12 protein-coding genes are annotated in these 16,054 nt (G+C 64.4%); 5 read left to right on the forward strand and 7 right to left on the reverse strand.

Annotated features, from left to right (window positions below):
* Positions 1-101 precede the first annotated feature (101 nt).
* The 3 genes from Q2M23_RS41850 to Q2M23_RS41860 all read right to left on the reverse strand — a co-directional run bounded on the left by Q2M23_RS41850 (position 102) and on the right by Q2M23_RS41860 (position 2,930).
* Positions 102-887, reverse strand: a complete 786-nt coding sequence (locus tag Q2M23_RS41850; RefSeq protein ID WP_168858255.1) for an ABC transporter ATP-binding protein — start codon at positions 885-887, stop codon at positions 102-104.
* Positions 887-1,720: an ABC transporter permease gene (locus Q2M23_RS41855; protein WP_076824755.1), complete on the reverse strand. Its 834-nt coding sequence runs from the start codon at positions 1,718-1,720 to the stop codon at positions 887-889. The genes Q2M23_RS41850 and Q2M23_RS41855 overlap by 1 nt, the downstream gene beginning before the upstream one ends.
* 235 nt (positions 1,721-1,955) lie before the next feature.
* Entirely contained in the window at positions 1,956-2,930 is a 975-nt protein-coding gene (locus tag Q2M23_RS41860) for an aliphatic sulfonate ABC transporter substrate-binding protein (protein WP_316399235.1), read from the reverse strand.
* Between the two features lie 199 nt (positions 2,931-3,129).
* Here Q2M23_RS41860 and Q2M23_RS41865 point away from each other — a divergent pair, with 199 nt between their 5' ends.
* Positions 3,130-5,922 carry a [protein-PII] uridylyltransferase gene (locus Q2M23_RS41865; protein WP_253588290.1) on the forward strand — a complete coding sequence of 931 codons (2,793 nt, stop codon included), beginning with the start codon at positions 3,130-3,132 and terminating at the stop codon, positions 5,920-5,922.
* 428 nt (positions 5,923-6,350) lie between these two features.
* On the opposite strand, the gene Q2M23_RS41870 is transcribed toward Q2M23_RS41865, so the two are convergent.
* The 4 genes from Q2M23_RS41870 to Q2M23_RS41885 form a co-directional block, all read right to left on the reverse strand.
* Positions 6,351-7,691 carry an ISNCY family transposase gene (locus Q2M23_RS41870; protein ID WP_316399236.1) on the reverse strand — a complete coding sequence of 447 codons (1,341 nt, stop codon included), beginning with the start codon at positions 7,689-7,691 and terminating at the stop codon, positions 6,351-6,353.
* A 299-nt stretch (positions 7,692-7,990) separates the two neighbouring features.
* On the reverse strand, positions 7,991-9,937 hold the full coding sequence (locus Q2M23_RS41875; RefSeq protein WP_316399238.1) for a glycosyltransferase: 1,947 nt from the start codon (positions 9,935-9,937) through the stop codon (positions 7,991-7,993).
* Positions 9,934-11,289 (reverse strand): HlyD family efflux transporter periplasmic adaptor subunit, encoded by a 1,356-nt coding sequence (locus Q2M23_RS41880; protein WP_316399240.1) that lies wholly within the window; start codon positions 11,287-11,289, stop codon positions 9,934-9,936. The genes Q2M23_RS41875 and Q2M23_RS41880 overlap by 4 nt, the downstream gene beginning before the upstream one ends.
* A 387-nt stretch (positions 11,290-11,676) precedes the next feature.
* Entirely contained in the window at positions 11,677-11,943 is a 267-nt protein-coding gene (locus Q2M23_RS41885) for a hypothetical protein (protein WP_057015418.1), read from the reverse strand.
* Positions 11,944-12,311: 368 nt separating this feature from the next.
* On the opposite strand from Q2M23_RS41885, the gene Q2M23_RS41890 reads away from it, so the two are divergent.
* From Q2M23_RS41890 to Q2M23_RS41905, 4 genes are all read left to right on the forward strand, one after another.
* Complete coding sequence (locus tag Q2M23_RS41890) at positions 12,312-14,063, forward strand: PAS domain S-box protein (RefSeq protein WP_316399243.1); 1,752 nt, start codon at positions 12,312-12,314, stop codon at positions 14,061-14,063.
* The gene (locus Q2M23_RS41895; RefSeq protein ID WP_076824640.1) at positions 14,057-14,731 is read left to right on the forward strand and encodes a response regulator transcription factor; all 675 of its coding nucleotides are present in this window, start codon (positions 14,057-14,059) and stop codon (positions 14,729-14,731) included. The genes Q2M23_RS41890 and Q2M23_RS41895 overlap by 7 nt, the downstream gene beginning before the upstream one ends.
* Positions 14,732-14,833: 102 nt before the next feature.
* Complete coding sequence (locus Q2M23_RS41900) at positions 14,834-15,208, forward strand: response regulator transcription factor (protein ID WP_076824638.1); 375 nt, start codon at positions 14,834-14,836, stop codon at positions 15,206-15,208.
* A gap of 40 nt (positions 15,209-15,248) precedes the next feature.
* Complete coding sequence (locus Q2M23_RS41905; RefSeq protein ID WP_168858260.1) at positions 15,249-15,554, forward strand: hypothetical protein; 306 nt, start codon at positions 15,249-15,251, stop codon at positions 15,552-15,554.
* Positions 15,555-16,054: the final 500 nt, after the last annotated feature.

Below are 16,054 nucleotides of genomic sequence, written 5' to 3' on the forward strand. Positions count from 1 at the left end.
AGGCCGCCTCCCAAAAAGAAGCCTTGAATCTGATTTGCTCTCAAAAGGGAATCCTTAGAGTCCACACCACCTAGCCGATGTAAGGCCTTAAGGAGCGGATGTCACCACCACATCGCCTCGCCGGCGCTGGATTTGTCGGTGACGTCCCGCACCGAACGGTCGAGCGAGCGGTCGAGCGCGGTCAGCACGCGGCGCTTGAAGGTGTCGAACAGCTCCGATTTGCGGTCGCGCGGCCGCGCCAGGTTGATGGTAATCTCCTCGAACAGCCGGCCCGGCCGCGGCCGCATCACCAGCACGCGGTCGGCGAGCACCACGGCCTCGTCCACGTCGTGGGTGACCAGGATCAGGGTCGGCCGCGTGTCGGCCCACAGATCGAGCAGATGATCCTGCAGATCGCGCCGCGTGAAGGCATCGAGCGCCGAGAACGGCTCGTCGAGCAGCAGCACTTCGGGCTGCGGCACCAGCGCGCGGGCTATCGCGACCCGCTGCGCCTGGCCGCCGGACAATTCGCGCGGCCAGGCCGCGGCCTTGTCGGCAAGGCCGACGCGGGCGAGCGCCGCCACGACGCGCGCGCGCCTCGCCTCGGCCGGAAGGTCGGCGAGGCCGAAGCCGATATTGTCGGCGACGCTGAGCCAGGGCAGCAGCCGCGGCTCCTGGAAGATGATCCCGATCTTGGCGTGCGGCGAGGTGATCTCCGCATTGTCGAGCGTCACGCTGCCCGTGCTGGCGCGATCGAGGCCGGCGATGGCGCGCAGCAGCGTCGACTTGCCGCAACCGGAGCCGCCGATGATCGCGATGATCTCGCCGGGCGCAATCTCGGCCGAGAACCGCTCCAGCGCGTGGACGCCGTTCGGATAGGTCTTGCCGACTGCTTTGAGCGCCAGCATTACTGCCCTCCCCGCGCGCCGAACGCGTCCTGCCAGCGCAGCAGCGGTGCGGCGGCGACCTCGATCAGCCAGTCGGTGAGCTTGCCGAGAATCGCGAAGATCACGATCGCGGCGAGGATCTGCGCCGGCTTGCCGAGCTGCTGGCCGTCGAGCAGCAGATAGCCGAGGCCTTCGGACGCGCCGATCAATTCGGCCGCGACCACGAACATCCACCCCAAACCGAGCCCGACCCGCAGCGCCACCACATAGGCCGGCAGCACGGCGGGCAACAGGATGCGGCGGATCATGGCGGGTCCGGAGAGGCGGAACACGCGCCCGACCTCGACGATCTTGCGATCGACCGACAGGATTGCGCCCATCACGCCGAGATAGATCGGAAAGAACACGCCGACCGCAATCAGCGCGACCTTCGAGGTCTCGAAAATGCCGAGCCAGAGCACGAACAGCGGCACCCAGGCGAGCGAGGGGATCGCGCGCAGCGCCTGCACCGTCGGATCGAGCAGCCGCTTGGCGAAATCCCAATAGCCGGAGATCGCGCCCATGATGGTCCCGGCGACGACACCGAGCGCAAAGCCCGCGCCCACGCGCCACAGCGTCGCGAGGATATGGCGCGACAGCTCTCCGCTCTTGGCGAGCTCGACGATGGTCTCGAACACCTTTGACGGAGGCGGCACCAGGCGGCCGTTGGAATAGCCGAGAGAGACGACGAGTTCCCAGCCCAGCGCCAGCGCAATCGGCAGCACGAGCCCGAGCACCGGGCGCGCATAGCGTGACCACCGCCCAGGTGCACCGGGCGGGGCCGTCTGTTCCAGCGCGGGCAGGTCAACGGTCATGGCCATAGCAACAACTATTCTTCCGGCGGGATTGCAAGGCGGAGCGCGCCTAACTCCATCCACGTCGTCCCGGCGAAGGCCGGGGCCCATAACCACAGGGCGTGGTAATCAAGCGAGCTGGGGCCACAGCCTTGTCCAACAATAGAGCCCTGTGGTTATGGGTCTCGGGTCGCGCTTCGCTTGCCCGGGACGACGAAGGTTAGTTTGACGACGGAGGTTAGTTTAACGACAGCGGTTAGTTGGTGGGCAGCGGGACCTGATCGTCGACCAAGGAATCCAGCGCGGCCTTGACGTTGGTCTTGGCGTCGATCACGCCCGCCTGCTGCAAGGCGAGGCCGGCGGCGAGGATCGATTCGCGCTGGGCACTGCCGATCCGGCTGTGGGTCAGCTCGGTGCGCTCCTTGAGCTGCTTGTCGACCACGGCGTCCGGCAGCTTGGTGACGGCGATGAAGGTCTTCTTCAGCTCGTCATAGTTGGCCAGCGAATATTTCCGCGCTTCCTCGTACGTCGCGAGCACGCGGCGGACGATATCCGGATGCGCCTTCAGGAACTCCTCGCGCACATTGAGGATGCCCCAGGTGTTGGCTTCCGCCTTGCGGTAGAACAGCTTTGCGCCGTCCTCGACCTCCGCCTGCGCCATCATCGGATCGAGACCGGCCCAGGCGTCGACGTCGCCGCGGATCAACGCGGTCTTGCCGTCGGCGTGCTGCAACAGCACCGGCATGATGTCCTTTTCGGTGAGACCGGCGCCGAGCAGCGCACGAACCAGGAAGATGTGCGGATCGGTGCCACGCGTCACCGCGACGCGCTTGCCCTTGAGGTCGGCGACGGACGCGATCCTGGAGTCCTTGGTCGTGACCAGTGCGGTCCATTCGGGACGCGAATAGACATAGATCGACTTGATCGGGTTGCCGTTGATCTTCGCGACCAGCGCCGCCGAACCCGCGGTCGAGCCGAGATCGATCGAACCGGCGTTGAGGAATTCGAGCGCCTTGTTGGAGCCGGCCGACTGCACCCAGACGATGCTGATGCCGTCCTTGGCGAATTCCTTTTCCAGGAGGCCCTTCTGCTTCAGGACCATCGACACCGGATTGTAGGTCGCCCAGTCGATCCGGATCTCCTTCAGCGCGTCGGCGGCGCGCGCCGCGCCGGGCAGCAAGGTCGAGACCGCGAGCAGCGCAGCGAACGTGCGCCGGGAAAATTTTTGCATTCGTCGACCCCCTCGATCAGTTTTAAGAAACAATCTTTTATTTCAATGAGTTAGCCTTGCGGTCAACGAGAAAATCTCTACCCTTTACGGGATGGCGCGAGAACGATCTTGCTCGAAGCGCCGCCATGAGAGCATGGAGCTGCTGTCGTTATACTTTGGTCAGTGACAGCAACGGCTCCGTCCGATATCGGATGAACCTATGGACAGCGTCGTAGCCGAGGCCCGCCCTGAAGCGGATGATCGTTTCGAGACCGAGCGGATCACCGCGGCGGTGAATGCACTTGCCGAACGGCATGCCGGCCGCGAGGACCAGTTCCGCGCCGCGATGGCGCAGCTGCTCAAGGCCGAGCTGATCGCTGCGCGCGCCACGGCGCAGGCGCTGCTGCTCAAGGACCGTCACGGCCGGCGCTGCGCCGAACGGCTCTGCTTCGTGCAAGACGAGATCATCCGCATCCTCTACGCGGCGGCGACCCGCCACCTCTATCACTCGCCGATCCCCTCGGGCGCCGAACGCATGGCCGTGGTGGCGACCGGCGGCTATGGCCGCGGGCTGATGGCGCCGGAGTCCGACATCGATCTGTTGTTCATCCTGCCCTACAAGCAGACCGCCTGGGGCGAACAGGTCGCTGAAGCCATTCTCTATTGCCTCTGGGACATGGGGCTGAAGGTCGGCCATGCCACGCGTTCGGTCGATGAATCGATCCGCCAGGCGCGCGGCGACATGACGATCCGCACCGCGATCCTGGAGACCAGATTCCTGACCGGCGACCAGCCGCTTTATGACGAGCTGGTCGAGCGCTTCGACAAGGAGGTGGTGCAGGGCACCGCGTCGGAATTCGTCACCGCCAAGCTTGCCGAGCGCGAGGAGCGGCATCGCCGCGCCGGCCAGTCGCGCTATCTGGTCGAGCCCAACGTCAAGGACGGCAAGGGCGGCCTGCGCGACCTGCACACGCTGTTCTGGATCGCCAAATACGTCTACCGCGTGCGCGAGACTGACGAGCTGCTGGAACGCGGCGTGTTCGACGCGCAGGAATACCGCACCTTCCGCCGCTGCGCCGACTTCCTGTGGTCGGTGCGCTGCAATCTGCACTTCTTCGCCGGACGCGCCGAGGAACGGCTGTCATTCGACATGCAGCGCGAAATCGCGGTCCGCCTCGGCTACACCTCGCATCCCGGCATGCAGGACGTCGAGCGCTTCATGAAGCATTACTTCCTGATCGCGAAAGACGTCGGCGACCTCACCGCGATCCTGTGCGCCAAGCTCGAGGAAGAGCACAACAAGCCGGCGCCGGTGCTGAGCCGGATGGTGGCGCGGCTGCGGCCCGGCACCAAGCGGCGGCGGGTTAACGGCAGCGACGACTTCATCGTCGACAACAACCGCATCAATCTCGCCGCGCCCGACGTCTTCAAGCACGATCCGGTCAACCTGATCCGGATCTTCCGCCTTGCGCAGCAGAACAACCTCGCCTTCCATCCCGATGCGATGCGCACGGTGACGCGCTCGCTGAAGCTGATCAACACCCAGCTGCGCGAGAACGATGAAGCCAACCGCCTGTTCATGGAGATCCTGACCTCCGACAATGCGGAGATCGTGCTGCGGCGGATGAACGAGACCGGCGTGCTCGGCCACTTCATCCGCGCCTTCGGCAAGATCGTGTCGATGATGCAGTTCAACATGTACCACCACTACACGGTGGACGAGCATCTGCTCCGCTGCATCGGCTACCTGCAGGACATCGAACGCGGCGGCAACGAGGAGTTCACGGTCGCCAGCGACCTGTTCCGCAAGATCCGCCCCGAGCACCGCCCGGTGATCTATATCGCGACGCTGCTGCACGACATCGCCAAGGGCCGGCCGGAAGACCATTCGATCGCCGGCGCCAAGGTGGCGCGGCGGCTGTGTCCGCGGCTCGGCTTCTCGGCGGCCGACACCGAACTGGTGGCGTGGCTGATCGAGGAGCATTTGACGATGTCGACGGTGGCGCAATCGCGCGACCTGTCGGACCGCAAGACCATCGAGAATTTCGCCGCCGTGGTGCAGTCGGTCGAGCAGATGAAGCTGCTCACGATCCTGACCACCGCCGACATCCGCGGCGTCGGACCGGGCGTGTGGAACGGCTGGAAGGCGCAGCTGTTGCGCACGCTGTATTACGAGACCGAACCGGTGCTGACCGGCGGCTTCTCCGAGGTCAACCGCGCCCAGCGCATCGCGGTGGCACAAGCCGAATTCCGCCGTGCTTTCACCGAATGGCCGGAGGCGGAGCTCAACGCCTATATCGGCCGGCATTATCCGGCCTACTGGCTCAAGGTCGAGCTGGCACGCAAGATCCGCCAGGCCCGCTTCATCCGCGCCAGCGAGCAGGCCGGCCACAAGCTTGCGATCAATGTCGGCTTCGATGAGGTCCGCGCCGTCACCGAGCTGACGATCCTGGCAACCGACCATCCCTGGCTGCTGTCGATCATCGCAGGTGCCTGCGCGTCGGCCGGCGCCAACATCGTCGACGCCCAGATCTACACCACGACCGACGGCCGCGCGCTCGACACCATCTCGATCTCGCGCGAATACGACCGCGACGAGGACGAGGGCCGCCGCGCCACCAGAATTGGCGAGATGATCGAGCACGTGCTGGAAGGCAAGCTGCGGCTGCCCGAGGCGGTCGCCAAGCGCACCGTCCGCAGCAAGGCGCGGCCGTTCATCGTCGAGCCCGAGGTGACTATCAACAACCAGTGGTCCGACCGCTACACCGTGATCGAGGTCTCCGGCCTCGACCGGCCCGGCCTGCTCTACCAGCTCACCACCGCGATCTCGAAGCTCAACCTCAACATCGCCTCGGCGCATGTCGCGACCTTCGGCGAACGCGCCCGCGACGTGTTCTACGTCACCGACCTGCTCGGCGCCCAGATCACGGCACCGACCCGGCAGGCCGCGATCAAGAGCGCGCTGCTGCATCTGCTGGCGAGCGAGGACCAGGCGGCGAAGCCGGCGGCGTGAAACGCCGCACCAGAGCCTGATGAAGTCAGGCTGGATCGGTCTCGCGCCACGCTGGCTGCACCTCTCCCGCTTGCGGGTAGGGCAATCGCATATCGGCTCGATAGCTCCACAAACTCGTCATGCCCGGCCTTGTGCCAGGCATCCGCGTCTTGGTTTCGCGAAAAGGCGTGGGTGGCCGGGACAAGCCTGGCCATGACGGCGCGGGAACAGCGGTGCTGGAGCCATTGCGATTGCCCTGCCTTTGCTGGGGAGGCGCGTTGCCAAAATATCGAAAACAACCCCATGCAAAGTAGCCGGCAGTGGCTGGCGTTCGACCAGGCTACTGTCCGTAGCGGGTGAAGATGTCGTGTTTTTGTAGCTCGTGATCTGTCGCCTTCGTTGTTGATTATCGGCGTGGCCGGAAGGCGCGGACGGCTCGGCCGATTTGGTCATGCCAGGGATATTGTTGGTGGGGACTTTGTCAGTTTCTTTGTTCGACTTGAAGCCCGTTTCTCCGCCCCGACCCGCACGATCTTGACGGCGGCGCGCGCAGGAGCGGTCAAGGACGCGCGCTTGCGCGCCCGCCAGGGCTTGTCCTTGACGGCTCCGAGCACGCCGCCAGGCTGAAGCGCGTCGGGGCTGATCTGCTGTCCGTCAGGCGCAAACCTCGCCAATCGATGCGGTCCAAGGAACACGCTGACGGTGCCATCGGGATACTCATGGAGCCGCACCACAGCCTTGACGAAGTGAGGCCTGAGCCGGCTCTCCGGCAACTGCAGCCGCCGACCGTTCCATGCAACGGTATTGTCGTTGGCGACGGTTCGCTCCTCGATCAGCGCCTCGCGCCAGGCCTCATGCCGGTCGGCCACGAATGCCGTGCCTTCCTGTTCGGGCTTGATCGCAAACGCGGCGTTGTGCCCGGGGATGTAATGCGCCTTCAGCCACGCGTTGGCAGCCTCAACCGTCGTGATCCCGGCAAGCCGCAGCTCCTTCGGCAGCCGGTCCTGCAAGGTGCCGAACACCCGCTCGGAGCGCCCGCGCGCCTGCGGCGAATAGGCTGCGATATGCTCGATCCCAAGATGCGACAAAGCCCGTCCCACCTGGGTTTGTTGCGTCTTCGAGATCTTCTCGCCAGCTTTTGGGGTCAGGAAATAATGGCTGCCGCGGTCGGTGTAGAGCGCGCAGAACAGGCCATGCTCGCCAATCACTTCGCGCAGGGCCTGGAAGGTCGAGGCCGTTCCTTCTTCCTCGACCAGCACCATCGAGTAGACCTCGCTGGTCGCATCGTCCATCGTGACGATCAGGTCCCTCGCGGGCAGGCCTTCGATCCAAACGTGGCGCGATCCGTCCTGGTGCAGCAGCATGCCCCGAAGCGGCCGCCGCGGCCGCTTCTTGCGGTGCGCCGAACGCTTCGGTGCCTTCCGCACCAGCCCCGCCGCGTGCAGCGCCAGCTTCGTCACCGTATAGCCCAGCACATAGTCGTGCCGCTTTTGCATCTGCTCGTGGAAGTGCTTCACCGTGAAGTCCGCGTACTTGTCCCGGTACAGCGCAAGCATCCGTTCCAGCTCCTCCTCCGGCGCCCGCCGTGGCGAACGACGCCCCAGCCGGCGGTCGACAAGCCCGTCGTCGCCCTCCGCCTCATAGCGCTCCGCCCAGCGTTGAAACGTCCGAACACTGATCCCAAGAACCTCCGAAGCTGCCTCCTGCGTCAGTTCCTTCGCCTCCGTCCGATCCAGCAAATCTGAAAACCGCATCCGTCGTACACCCTCGTGAATGGATGCCGTGCCCATCGTGCCCCCCTTGTTCCGGAGCACCGAAAACACGACACTTCACGAGCTACAAACAGGCGACAGATCACGAGCTACTGACAGCGTTCGACCAGGCTACTTGACGCGTCGGGCAACTCAGGGATACTCTTCCAATAATCCGAAATTGCGCAGATGCACACTCACCCCTGGGTGCAAATGTCATTTGCGTCCTTCTTTAACGCTTCCACGTCGTCACGGCCGATGGCCTGCGATAGCCCCGCCCTTTCGGGGAGCGGGCGCACCGCCTTCGCGGCCGCCATTCGACCTAATCTCACCGTGCCTTAGCCGAACAGCCGCATCAGCAGGGCCTTGCCGACCGGCGCGGCGCGCACGCCTTGGAAAGCGCGGACATATTCGCCGGCATAGAATGCGCGCACGACATTGACCCGGGTCGCGACCGCGTCCTCGAAGCGGACGCCGAAGCCGTCGCGGGTGCGCCGGACCACAGTCGCGGCGACGTTCTGTCCGTAGACATTGCATTTGATCAAGGAACCGATGGCGGGCGGGACGGGATCGATGAAGCGCGCACCGGAGATCGAGATGTCGGCCATCCGGATCAGCCGCATCTCGCTGTCCTGATGGATCAGGATCGGCTCGTCGCGCTCGAACCGCTCGGCCTTGCGGCGCCGCGGCTGCTCGATGCAGATGAAGCACACGATCGCGAGCACGACGCAATTGTACAGGCTCCAGGCCAGCGCCAGCCCGCCATAGGCGATGTTTTCGCCGCGCAGATGCAGGATGAAGGCGTAGGCGATCGCAAACAGCGTGATCAGCAGGGCGGCACCGTAGAGCCGCAGCAGCGGCCACTCGATGAAGCGGCGGTTGCGGTCGCCGCCCTTGGCCGTCACCTTGAATTTGTGGCCCTGCGGCCTGGCGAGGCCGGTCACGACCGCCTTCAGCACCGCGGGCGCCGCGATGTATTGCGACACGTCGGTCATGATCGCGAGCGAGCGGCCGCGCGAAATCCAGGCCATCGTGAAGGCGTGCCAGACATAGAACGGCAGGAAATATTTTAGCAGCTCGAACAGGTCGGCATGGACCGCCTTGATCCCGAACAGCAGATAAAGCCACGGCACGACCAGGCCGAACACCTTGGTGCCGTAGACCGCCGCCCAGCTCATGAAGGCGTCGACCAGCGACAGCCGGTCCATGAAGGCGAGCTTCGATTGCCGCGAGAACGGCCCGCTGCGGCCGCGGAAGATCTGCATGAAGCCGAGACACCAGCGTCCGCGCTGCGTGATGTATTCCTTCAGTCCCTCCGGCGCGAGTCCGATGGTCAGGCGCTCGTTCAGATAGACCGTGCGCAGTCCCTTCTCCTTCAGCCGCAGTGTGACGAGGTAATCCTCCGTCACCGAATCGGTCGGGAAGCCGCCGATCTGCATCAGGCCGGAGAAGCGGATCAACGATGAGGTGCCGCAGCAGAACGCCGTGTCCCAGGCATCCTTGGCCGGCATCAAAATATCGAAGAAGAAGCGCTGCTCGTCGGGCCACACATCGGTCGCCGCGAGATTGGTCTGGATCGGATCAGGGTTGATGAAGTGCTGCGGCGTCTGCACGACGCCGACGCTGCCGTCCTGCATCAGGCTCATCGCCCGGGTCAGGAAATCCGGCATCGGGACAAAATCCGCATCGAGGATCGAGATGAACTCCGGCCGCTCAGCCAGCCCGGAAACGTGCTGGAGCGCATGATTGATGTTGCCGGCCTTGGCGTGGCGGTTGTCCGGGCGGGCCAGATAGTTGCAGCCGAGCTCCTGGGCGAGCCGGCGCAGCCAGAGCCGCCGCCCGTCGTCGAGCACCCAGACGCGGTAGTTCGGATAGTTCAGCCCGGTCGCGCCGATGATGGTGCGCTCCAGGATCGCTTTCTCCTCGTTGTAGGTGCAGATGAAGACGTCGACGAGCGGCGCGTTTGCGGGCAACCTCGATCGGCGCAGGATCGCATTGACCTCAGGCGAACGGTCGATCGTGCGGCTGAGGAACAGTAGCGACAGGCACACCGCGATCATCGAGGCCGCCTCGGCCAGCATGAAGGGATAGCCGACCAGCGCGTCGGCGGTGAGGCCTGGAGGCGGCAGGGTGTGGGTCACCCGCCACGCGAAATAGTGGACCAGCAGGACGAACGACATGCCGGTCATCATGACGCGGGCCAGGGTCTGCTCGCGGCGGAGCAGGGGCAGGATGGCAAGGCAGGCGCCCAAGGCGACCAGCCCGGGCGCAAATGCCGCCATCATGACTTTGCCAGGTCCGCGTTGAACACCACGCGCCCGGTGCGGCCGACCGCGCAATCCTTGCCCGTGGTATCGAGCGCCGGCATCGAGACCGTGACCCGATAGGGTTCCTTGTTCAGCGCATCCGGATTGATCGCAAGGTTCGCGGGCGCGCCCGACGCGCCGGTGAGATTGACGATCTCGCCCTGCAGCGCGGCGCTGCCGTCATTCGGCTCGAAGCTCGCCTGCTCGCCGAGTTTCAGTCCGTTGTAGACGCTCTCGGTGACGTTCGCCGTGACCACCGCGCCGCTGCAATCGAGCAGCTTGAGCAAGGGCTGCCCGGCCCTGACGTCCTCGCCGGGCGACGTCATCATCTCCCAGATGCGCCCGCCGACCGGCGCCTTGATGTCGGCTTCCGCCCGGTTGACGTAGTGCAGCTGCTCGGCTGCGATCTCGTGGGTCAGCCAGTCGATCTCGGCGTCGGCATGCGCCAGATCGGCGCGCAGATCGCTCACGCGCTGGCGCATCTCCTCTTCGCGCTGCACGGAGCTCGGCCGGTCATTGTAGCTGTCGCCGAGATAAGTGCCATTCCTTGCCGCGGTGAGCTCGACCTTGGCGGCGTCGAGACGCCGTCGAGCGCCGATTTCGGTCTGCTGCGAGATCGCCTGCTCGCGCGTCAGGCGGGCCATTTCGACCGTCGACACGCTGCCCGACTTGATCAGCGACGACGCCCGCTCGACGGCGGCCACGGCCTCCTCCCGCCGTGCGGCGGCGGCCTCGATCGCGGTCTGGATTTCGGCGATCCGGGCCTCGAGCTGAAGGATGCGGCCGTCACGGAACTGGCCGGCCTGGCGGGCAAGATCCTGTTGCGCCGTCTCGGCGGCCGCAAGCTTGGCGGCCAGACTCGGGCGCTCATTTTCCAACCGCGACATCTGTCGCCGGAGATCATCGAGCCGGGCGCGATCGCCGCGTGCGTTAACGACGTGAAGGATCGCATCGCCCTCGTGAACCACGCTGAGCTGCGTGGATTTCTGCGGCTTCGCGCTCACGGTGCCGTCGATCGGTGAGCGCAAGGTCACGATCCTGGCGTTGACCACGGCCTCCACGCTCGAGGTCTGCAACACAGCCCTGAGCGGCAGCCATCCGAAGACGGTGACGATGGCAAGGCCAATGCCGACCTTGAGCAGGCGGCGAACCATCCGGCTTGAGCCTGCGGGCGCTTCGGGATGGGGAGCGCTATCGCTGGCCGGCTCGTCATGCTCCGGCTGCAGCCGTTCCTGCAGATCGCGCTGCAATCCCCGTGCGCCGTCGGCCTCATTCCTGGTGACGGAATTATTGTCTTCGGGAGGCGGCTTGTGCTGCTGTGCCTGATTCATAATGACCGGCCCCTGATCTGTCAGTGCGCGAACCAACGCACAGCTCTGCAGAGCGATGCCGTTGCCGGACAGATCCAATAATCAGGTGCTTCAAAAGCGGCTAAAGCGAACCGGGCATCTTTCGAAAACATTGCTGCAATTTGCCGCCGTCGGGAGCCTGGCGCGGGAGCCGCGCCGTCGACCTGCTCCGCCCATCATTGCGGTGCGCCATTGCGCAGCCGAGGGCGTCTGCAGAACTGAGCCCGGAATCCATCAGGGCCGGGGCTAGGCGGGGAATGGATTCCGGGCTCTCACGGAGGCTGTGATCGGACCCGTCTTGCGCGACCCAGGCGCGAGCAGCCAGCGCTTCGGTCCCGGCAGCCTGCCGGACTTGGAATTCAGGGCCGGCTACCGCCCTGAGTCTGGCGCGTCGAATTGCGGCTGCAGCGCCGCCAGGCTCGCTCCCAGCAAGGCCAGGTAGCTGGCCTGACAGACCACCACGCCCAGATCGAATGCGTCCAGCAGATCGATCCACGGGTTGTCGGTCAGCGTGCTTGCTGTTTGCCTGCCACCAACGATAACGGAAGGCTGGAAGCTGCGATCGCGTCTCTGAGGCCTTGCCTCGTGGTCGACGTCGTCGGAGCAAACGATCAGATGCAGGCGCGCGCTGGGCATTTCAATCTCCGTCACTGATTGGCGATTGCTGAACCCCGGAAATCTCTGCCGTCGTCGAGTCACCCAATAAGCGTAGTCACCGGGATGGAACGGGCCATTGAACGGAGGTTGATCCGACCGTTACATTCGGTGGGGACGACTCATACTTGAGTTTAGGTCGCAACCTGGACCTGAGCGCGCTCAACGGCTTCGCTTTCTGCGCGATCCCACGGGCGTGGACCGCCAAAAAGGCCGGCGTCATCCCGCCCGGGCGGCAAGAAAGCTGCTAATATACAGTCTATTGGGAGGGCGACGTTGTCGCCGCTGATGGTAGCAGTCACCTAGCGACGCAGCGCGGCCCATGATGATGGCCAAGTGCTGGGCTGCCGATGATCCGCGACCCGACCACGAAGTCCTGGTCGGCCGAGCAATGGCTGCTCGGCGGCATGGTGCTGGCCTTGGCGACAACCTGCATCGGGCTGTTGCTAGGTCCGCAGCCGGCAGCTTCCGCCCATCTGGTTGCCCTGGCGCTGCTCGTCGCGTCGCTGACCGCCGCATTGCTGATGATCCGCCTGGTGGGCCGTTCGCAAAGGCGGATGGAAGCCATGTTGCGCGGCCGAGCCAGCAGCGAGGAGCGCGCGATGGAGGCGCTGCGCAACAGCGAAGCGCAATGGAAGGAGGTATTCGAGCACAACCCGGTCATGTACTTCATGGTCGACGCAACGGGACTCGTGCTGTCGGTCAACACGTTCGGCGCGGCGCAGCTCGGCTACACCGTCGACGAACTGCTTGGACAATCGGTGCTGCGGGTCTTTGCCGCCGAAGACCGGGACATGGTGCAGCGCAACGTCGCGGCATGCCTCGACAACATCGGCCAGACCCACAATTGGGAAATCCGGAAGGTCCGCAAGGACGGTTCACGGATTTGGGTTCGTGAAAACGCCAAGGCGGTGCGGCGGCTGGGCGATCAGCCGATCGTGCTGATCGCATGCGAGGACATCACCGAGCGCAAGCACGCCGAAAATGCGCTGCAGCAGAGTGAAATGTACCTGACCGAAGCCCAGCGATTGAGCCACACCGGCAGCTTCGGCTGGCACGTCGCCAGCGGCGAGATCATCTGGTCGGAAGAGACGTTCAGGATCTTCGAATTCGACAGGGCTCCTTCCATCACACATGCCACGGTCCTGCAGCGCGTCCATCCGGATGATCGCGCCCGCGTGCAACGGACCATCGACCGCGCCTCGCTCGACGGCAAGGACTTCGAACACGGCTACCGATTGCTGATGCCCAATGGGGCGATCAAATTTGTTCACGCCAGGGCGCATGCGGTGACGAATCTTTCGGGCGACACCGAATTCATCGGAGCGGTCACCGACGTGACCGCCCGCAAGCGAGCCGAGGCGGAGTTGCACGAAGCGCAGACCAACCTCGCACACGTCACGCGCGTGACGGCGCTCGGCGAGCTCGCCGCATCGATCGCCCATGAAGTGAACCAGCCGCTTGCCGCCGTGGTCACCAATGCCGCGGCATGCCTGCGGTGGCTCAACCGGGCGGCCCCCGATCTGAACGAAGCTCGCGGCGCGGTCAGGTCGATCATCAGCGACGGCAACCGGGCGGGCGAGGTCATCCAGCGCGTCCGCGCGATGGTGAACAAGACGACCGATCAGAAGGCGCCACTCGACGTCAATGAAGTCATCAACCAGGTGATCGGGCTGGTGCAGCATGAACTGCAGCGTCACCTGGTATCCTTGCAGCTCGACCTCGCTCCCGCGCTCCCGTCTGTCGTCGCCGACCGTATCCAGCTGCAGCAGGTCATCCTCAACCTGGTCCTCAATGGTATCGAGGCCATGCAGCCGGTCACGGACCGGCCGCGGGAACTCGTAATCCGGACGCGCCATGACGAGGCCGGGCAGATCGTGGTCACGGTCACCGACTGCGGCGTCGGAATCGCGACCGAGAATGCCGAACGGCTGTTCGACGCGTTCTACACCACCAAGGCCAGCGGCATGGGAATGGGGCTGTCGATCTGCCGATCGATCGTCGAAGCCCACCGAGGCCGCCTGTCCGTGACCGGAAATAGCGGCCCCGGCGCGACATTCCAGTTCACCTTGCCACTGCACGAAGAGGATCATGCATGGTGACCGGGCGCGCGGCATCGCCTTCTGGTCTGGCAAACGCCGAGGATCCCATCGTCTTCGTCGTCGACGACGACGCATCCGTGCGGGACGCGCTGAGCAATCTGTTCCGGTCCGTCGGCTTGCGGACCGCAGCATTCGGCTCGGCCCATGAATTTCTGCAGCGCAAGCCTCCGGATGTCCCGAGCTGCCTGATCCTCGACATCCGGCTGCCCCGGCTCAGCGGCCTCGACTTTCAGGGGGAGCTGGCGAAGGCGGGCATCGATATTCCGATCATCTTCATGACCGGCCACGGCGATATCCCGATGACGGTCAGGGCCATGAAGGCCGGCGCTGTGGACTTCCTGACCAAGCCATTCCGCGATCAGGACATGCTGGATGCCGTCACGACGGCGATCGAGCGCGACAGGAGTCGTCGCGATGAGGCCAAGGTTCTTGCCAACCTGCGCGCCGCCTTCGCGACCCTGACGCCGCGTGAACGCCAGGTGATGACGCTCGTCACGGCGGGGTTGATGAACAAGCAGGTCGCCGCCGAAATCGGTGTGGCCGAGATCACAGTGAAGATACACCGCGGGCACATCATGCGGAAAATGGCGGCAAAGTCGTTACCCGATCTGGTCAGGATGGCACAGATGCTCCAGATCGGACCGGCAGCCGGCGGGGCGCAAACCTAAGTATGATTCTCCGGCCCCGATTGGCGACGCACTGTGGTCCCCACATGATGCACACGCCAGAGGCCCTTCCGGCCCGGGATAACCTCCTTGCCCAACCCGCCAGTGATATCAATCATCGACGATGACATGTCGGTTCGCACCGCGACCGACAATCTCGTCAGGTCGCTAGGCTACGCGGTCGAGACCTACGCGTCGGCCGAGGAATTTTTGCACTCGCCCCGCCTGAATGACACATCCTGTGTGATCGCGGATGTCAGGATGCCGGCCATGAGCGGGCTCGACCTGCAGAGCCACCTCATTGCCAGCGGACACCGCTTTCCGTTCATTTTCGTCACGGCGTTCTCGGTCGAAAGCGATCGCGTCCGGGCGCTGAAGGCTGGAGCGATCTGCTTTCTGAGCAAGCCCTGCGACGGGGACGTCCTGATCAAATGCCTCGATACCGCCCTCAGGCAGCACAGCGCGGCGCCGGGTGCGTGAGTTGGATCAGCCATCACCAGGCCGGCTATACGCAAGGATGATGCCACAAAACATCTGGACAAGTTGCGCATGGACGGCGGCGGCGCGAGATTTCGCATCGTCGTCCTTCGGGAAGATCGACGGCGAGGACAGCACCAGACATTTTGATTGGCAAATGGCAATTCCTCGGAGGGAGGTCGCCATGCGTGCGGAACCGCGCTGCGCCCAGTGTGACAGCGAAGAGCCCAAGATCATCTGTTTGCGAAATCCGGCGGGCGAACGCTACTGCGGACGCCTCTGCCTCTACAAAGGCCAGGAGGACTTCATCCGCTGGCTTTGGCGCGCGAATGCGGAGGCAGCGTCATGACAGCTCGTTGCGGAAATCCGGCCTGCAAGCGGCCTTTCGGGCTGATCCGGCATAATTGGTATTTTGAGCAGTTTTGCTCGACGAAGTGTCGCGAGATCCACAAGCGGCAGCTGGAGCGCAACAAGGCCTATTGGAAGTGGCTGTATCCCTTCCCCAGAACCGGCGCCCCATCGAAAAAGCCGATCTGACGACGTTGGCCAACAACGCGCAAGGAGTCTCACATGACGACGGTCGATGCGATGCTGGTAGGAGCGATACTCGCGTGGGTGCCTTCGCTCGTCGTGTTCCTCTATGTCGTGCGCGATCTGCGTAACATGCCCAGCGAAGATCTCGATTGATCGCCACACCGGCGGCCGAAGCGGATTGCTGGATCGTTGTCTTGACGCGCCTCTTCACGCGAACCGGTTCCCACTCGAAAACGCTCTAGGTGGTGTGGACATTTATCGCATCCATAAGACGATGGCTGCGAGAGTAACGACGGCCAGGTAATTTCGGGCGGT

The organism is Bradyrhizobium sp. 33ap4 (genome assembly GCF_032654765.1).
Taxonomy (GTDB): domain Bacteria; phylum Pseudomonadota; class Alphaproteobacteria; order Rhizobiales; family Xanthobacteraceae; genus Bradyrhizobium; species Bradyrhizobium australafricanum.

What these genes read in the sequence shown, in the direction of transcription:
- Q2M23_RS41850 (WP_168858255.1), bottom strand. Translation starts at nt 887, where the DNA reads ATGCTGGCGCTCAAAGCAGTCGGCAAGACCTATCCGAACGGCGTCCAC.
- Q2M23_RS41855 (WP_076824755.1), bottom strand. Translation starts at nt 1,720, where the DNA reads ATGACCGTTGACCTGCCCGCGCTGGAACAGACGGCCCCGCCCGGTGCA.
- Q2M23_RS41860 (WP_316399235.1), bottom strand. Translation starts at nt 2,930, where the DNA reads ATGCAAAAATTTTCCCGGCGCACGTTCGCTGCGCTGCTCGCGGTCTCG.
- Q2M23_RS41865 (WP_253588290.1), top strand. Translation starts at nt 3,130, where the DNA reads ATGGACAGCGTCGTAGCCGAGGCCCGCCCTGAAGCGGATGATCGTTTC.
- Q2M23_RS41870 (WP_316399236.1), bottom strand. Translation starts at nt 7,691, where the DNA reads ATGGGCACGGCATCCATTCACGAGGGTGTACGACGGATGCGGTTTTCA.
- Q2M23_RS41875 (WP_316399238.1), bottom strand. Translation starts at nt 9,937, where the DNA reads ATGATGGCGGCATTTGCGCCCGGGCTGGTCGCCTTGGGCGCCTGCCTT.
- Q2M23_RS41880 (WP_316399240.1), bottom strand. Translation starts at nt 11,289, where the DNA reads ATGAATCAGGCACAGCAGCACAAGCCGCCTCCCGAAGACAATAATTCC.
- Q2M23_RS41885 (WP_057015418.1), bottom strand. Translation starts at nt 11,943, where the DNA reads ATGCCCAGCGCGCGCCTGCATCTGATCGTTTGCTCCGACGACGTCGAC.
- Q2M23_RS41890 (WP_316399243.1), top strand. Translation starts at nt 12,312, where the DNA reads ATGATCCGCGACCCGACCACGAAGTCCTGGTCGGCCGAGCAATGGCTG.
- Q2M23_RS41895 (WP_076824640.1), top strand. Translation starts at nt 14,057, where the DNA reads ATGGTGACCGGGCGCGCGGCATCGCCTTCTGGTCTGGCAAACGCCGAG.
- Q2M23_RS41905 (WP_168858260.1), top strand. Translation starts at nt 15,249, where the DNA reads ATGCCACAAAACATCTGGACAAGTTGCGCATGGACGGCGGCGGCGCGA.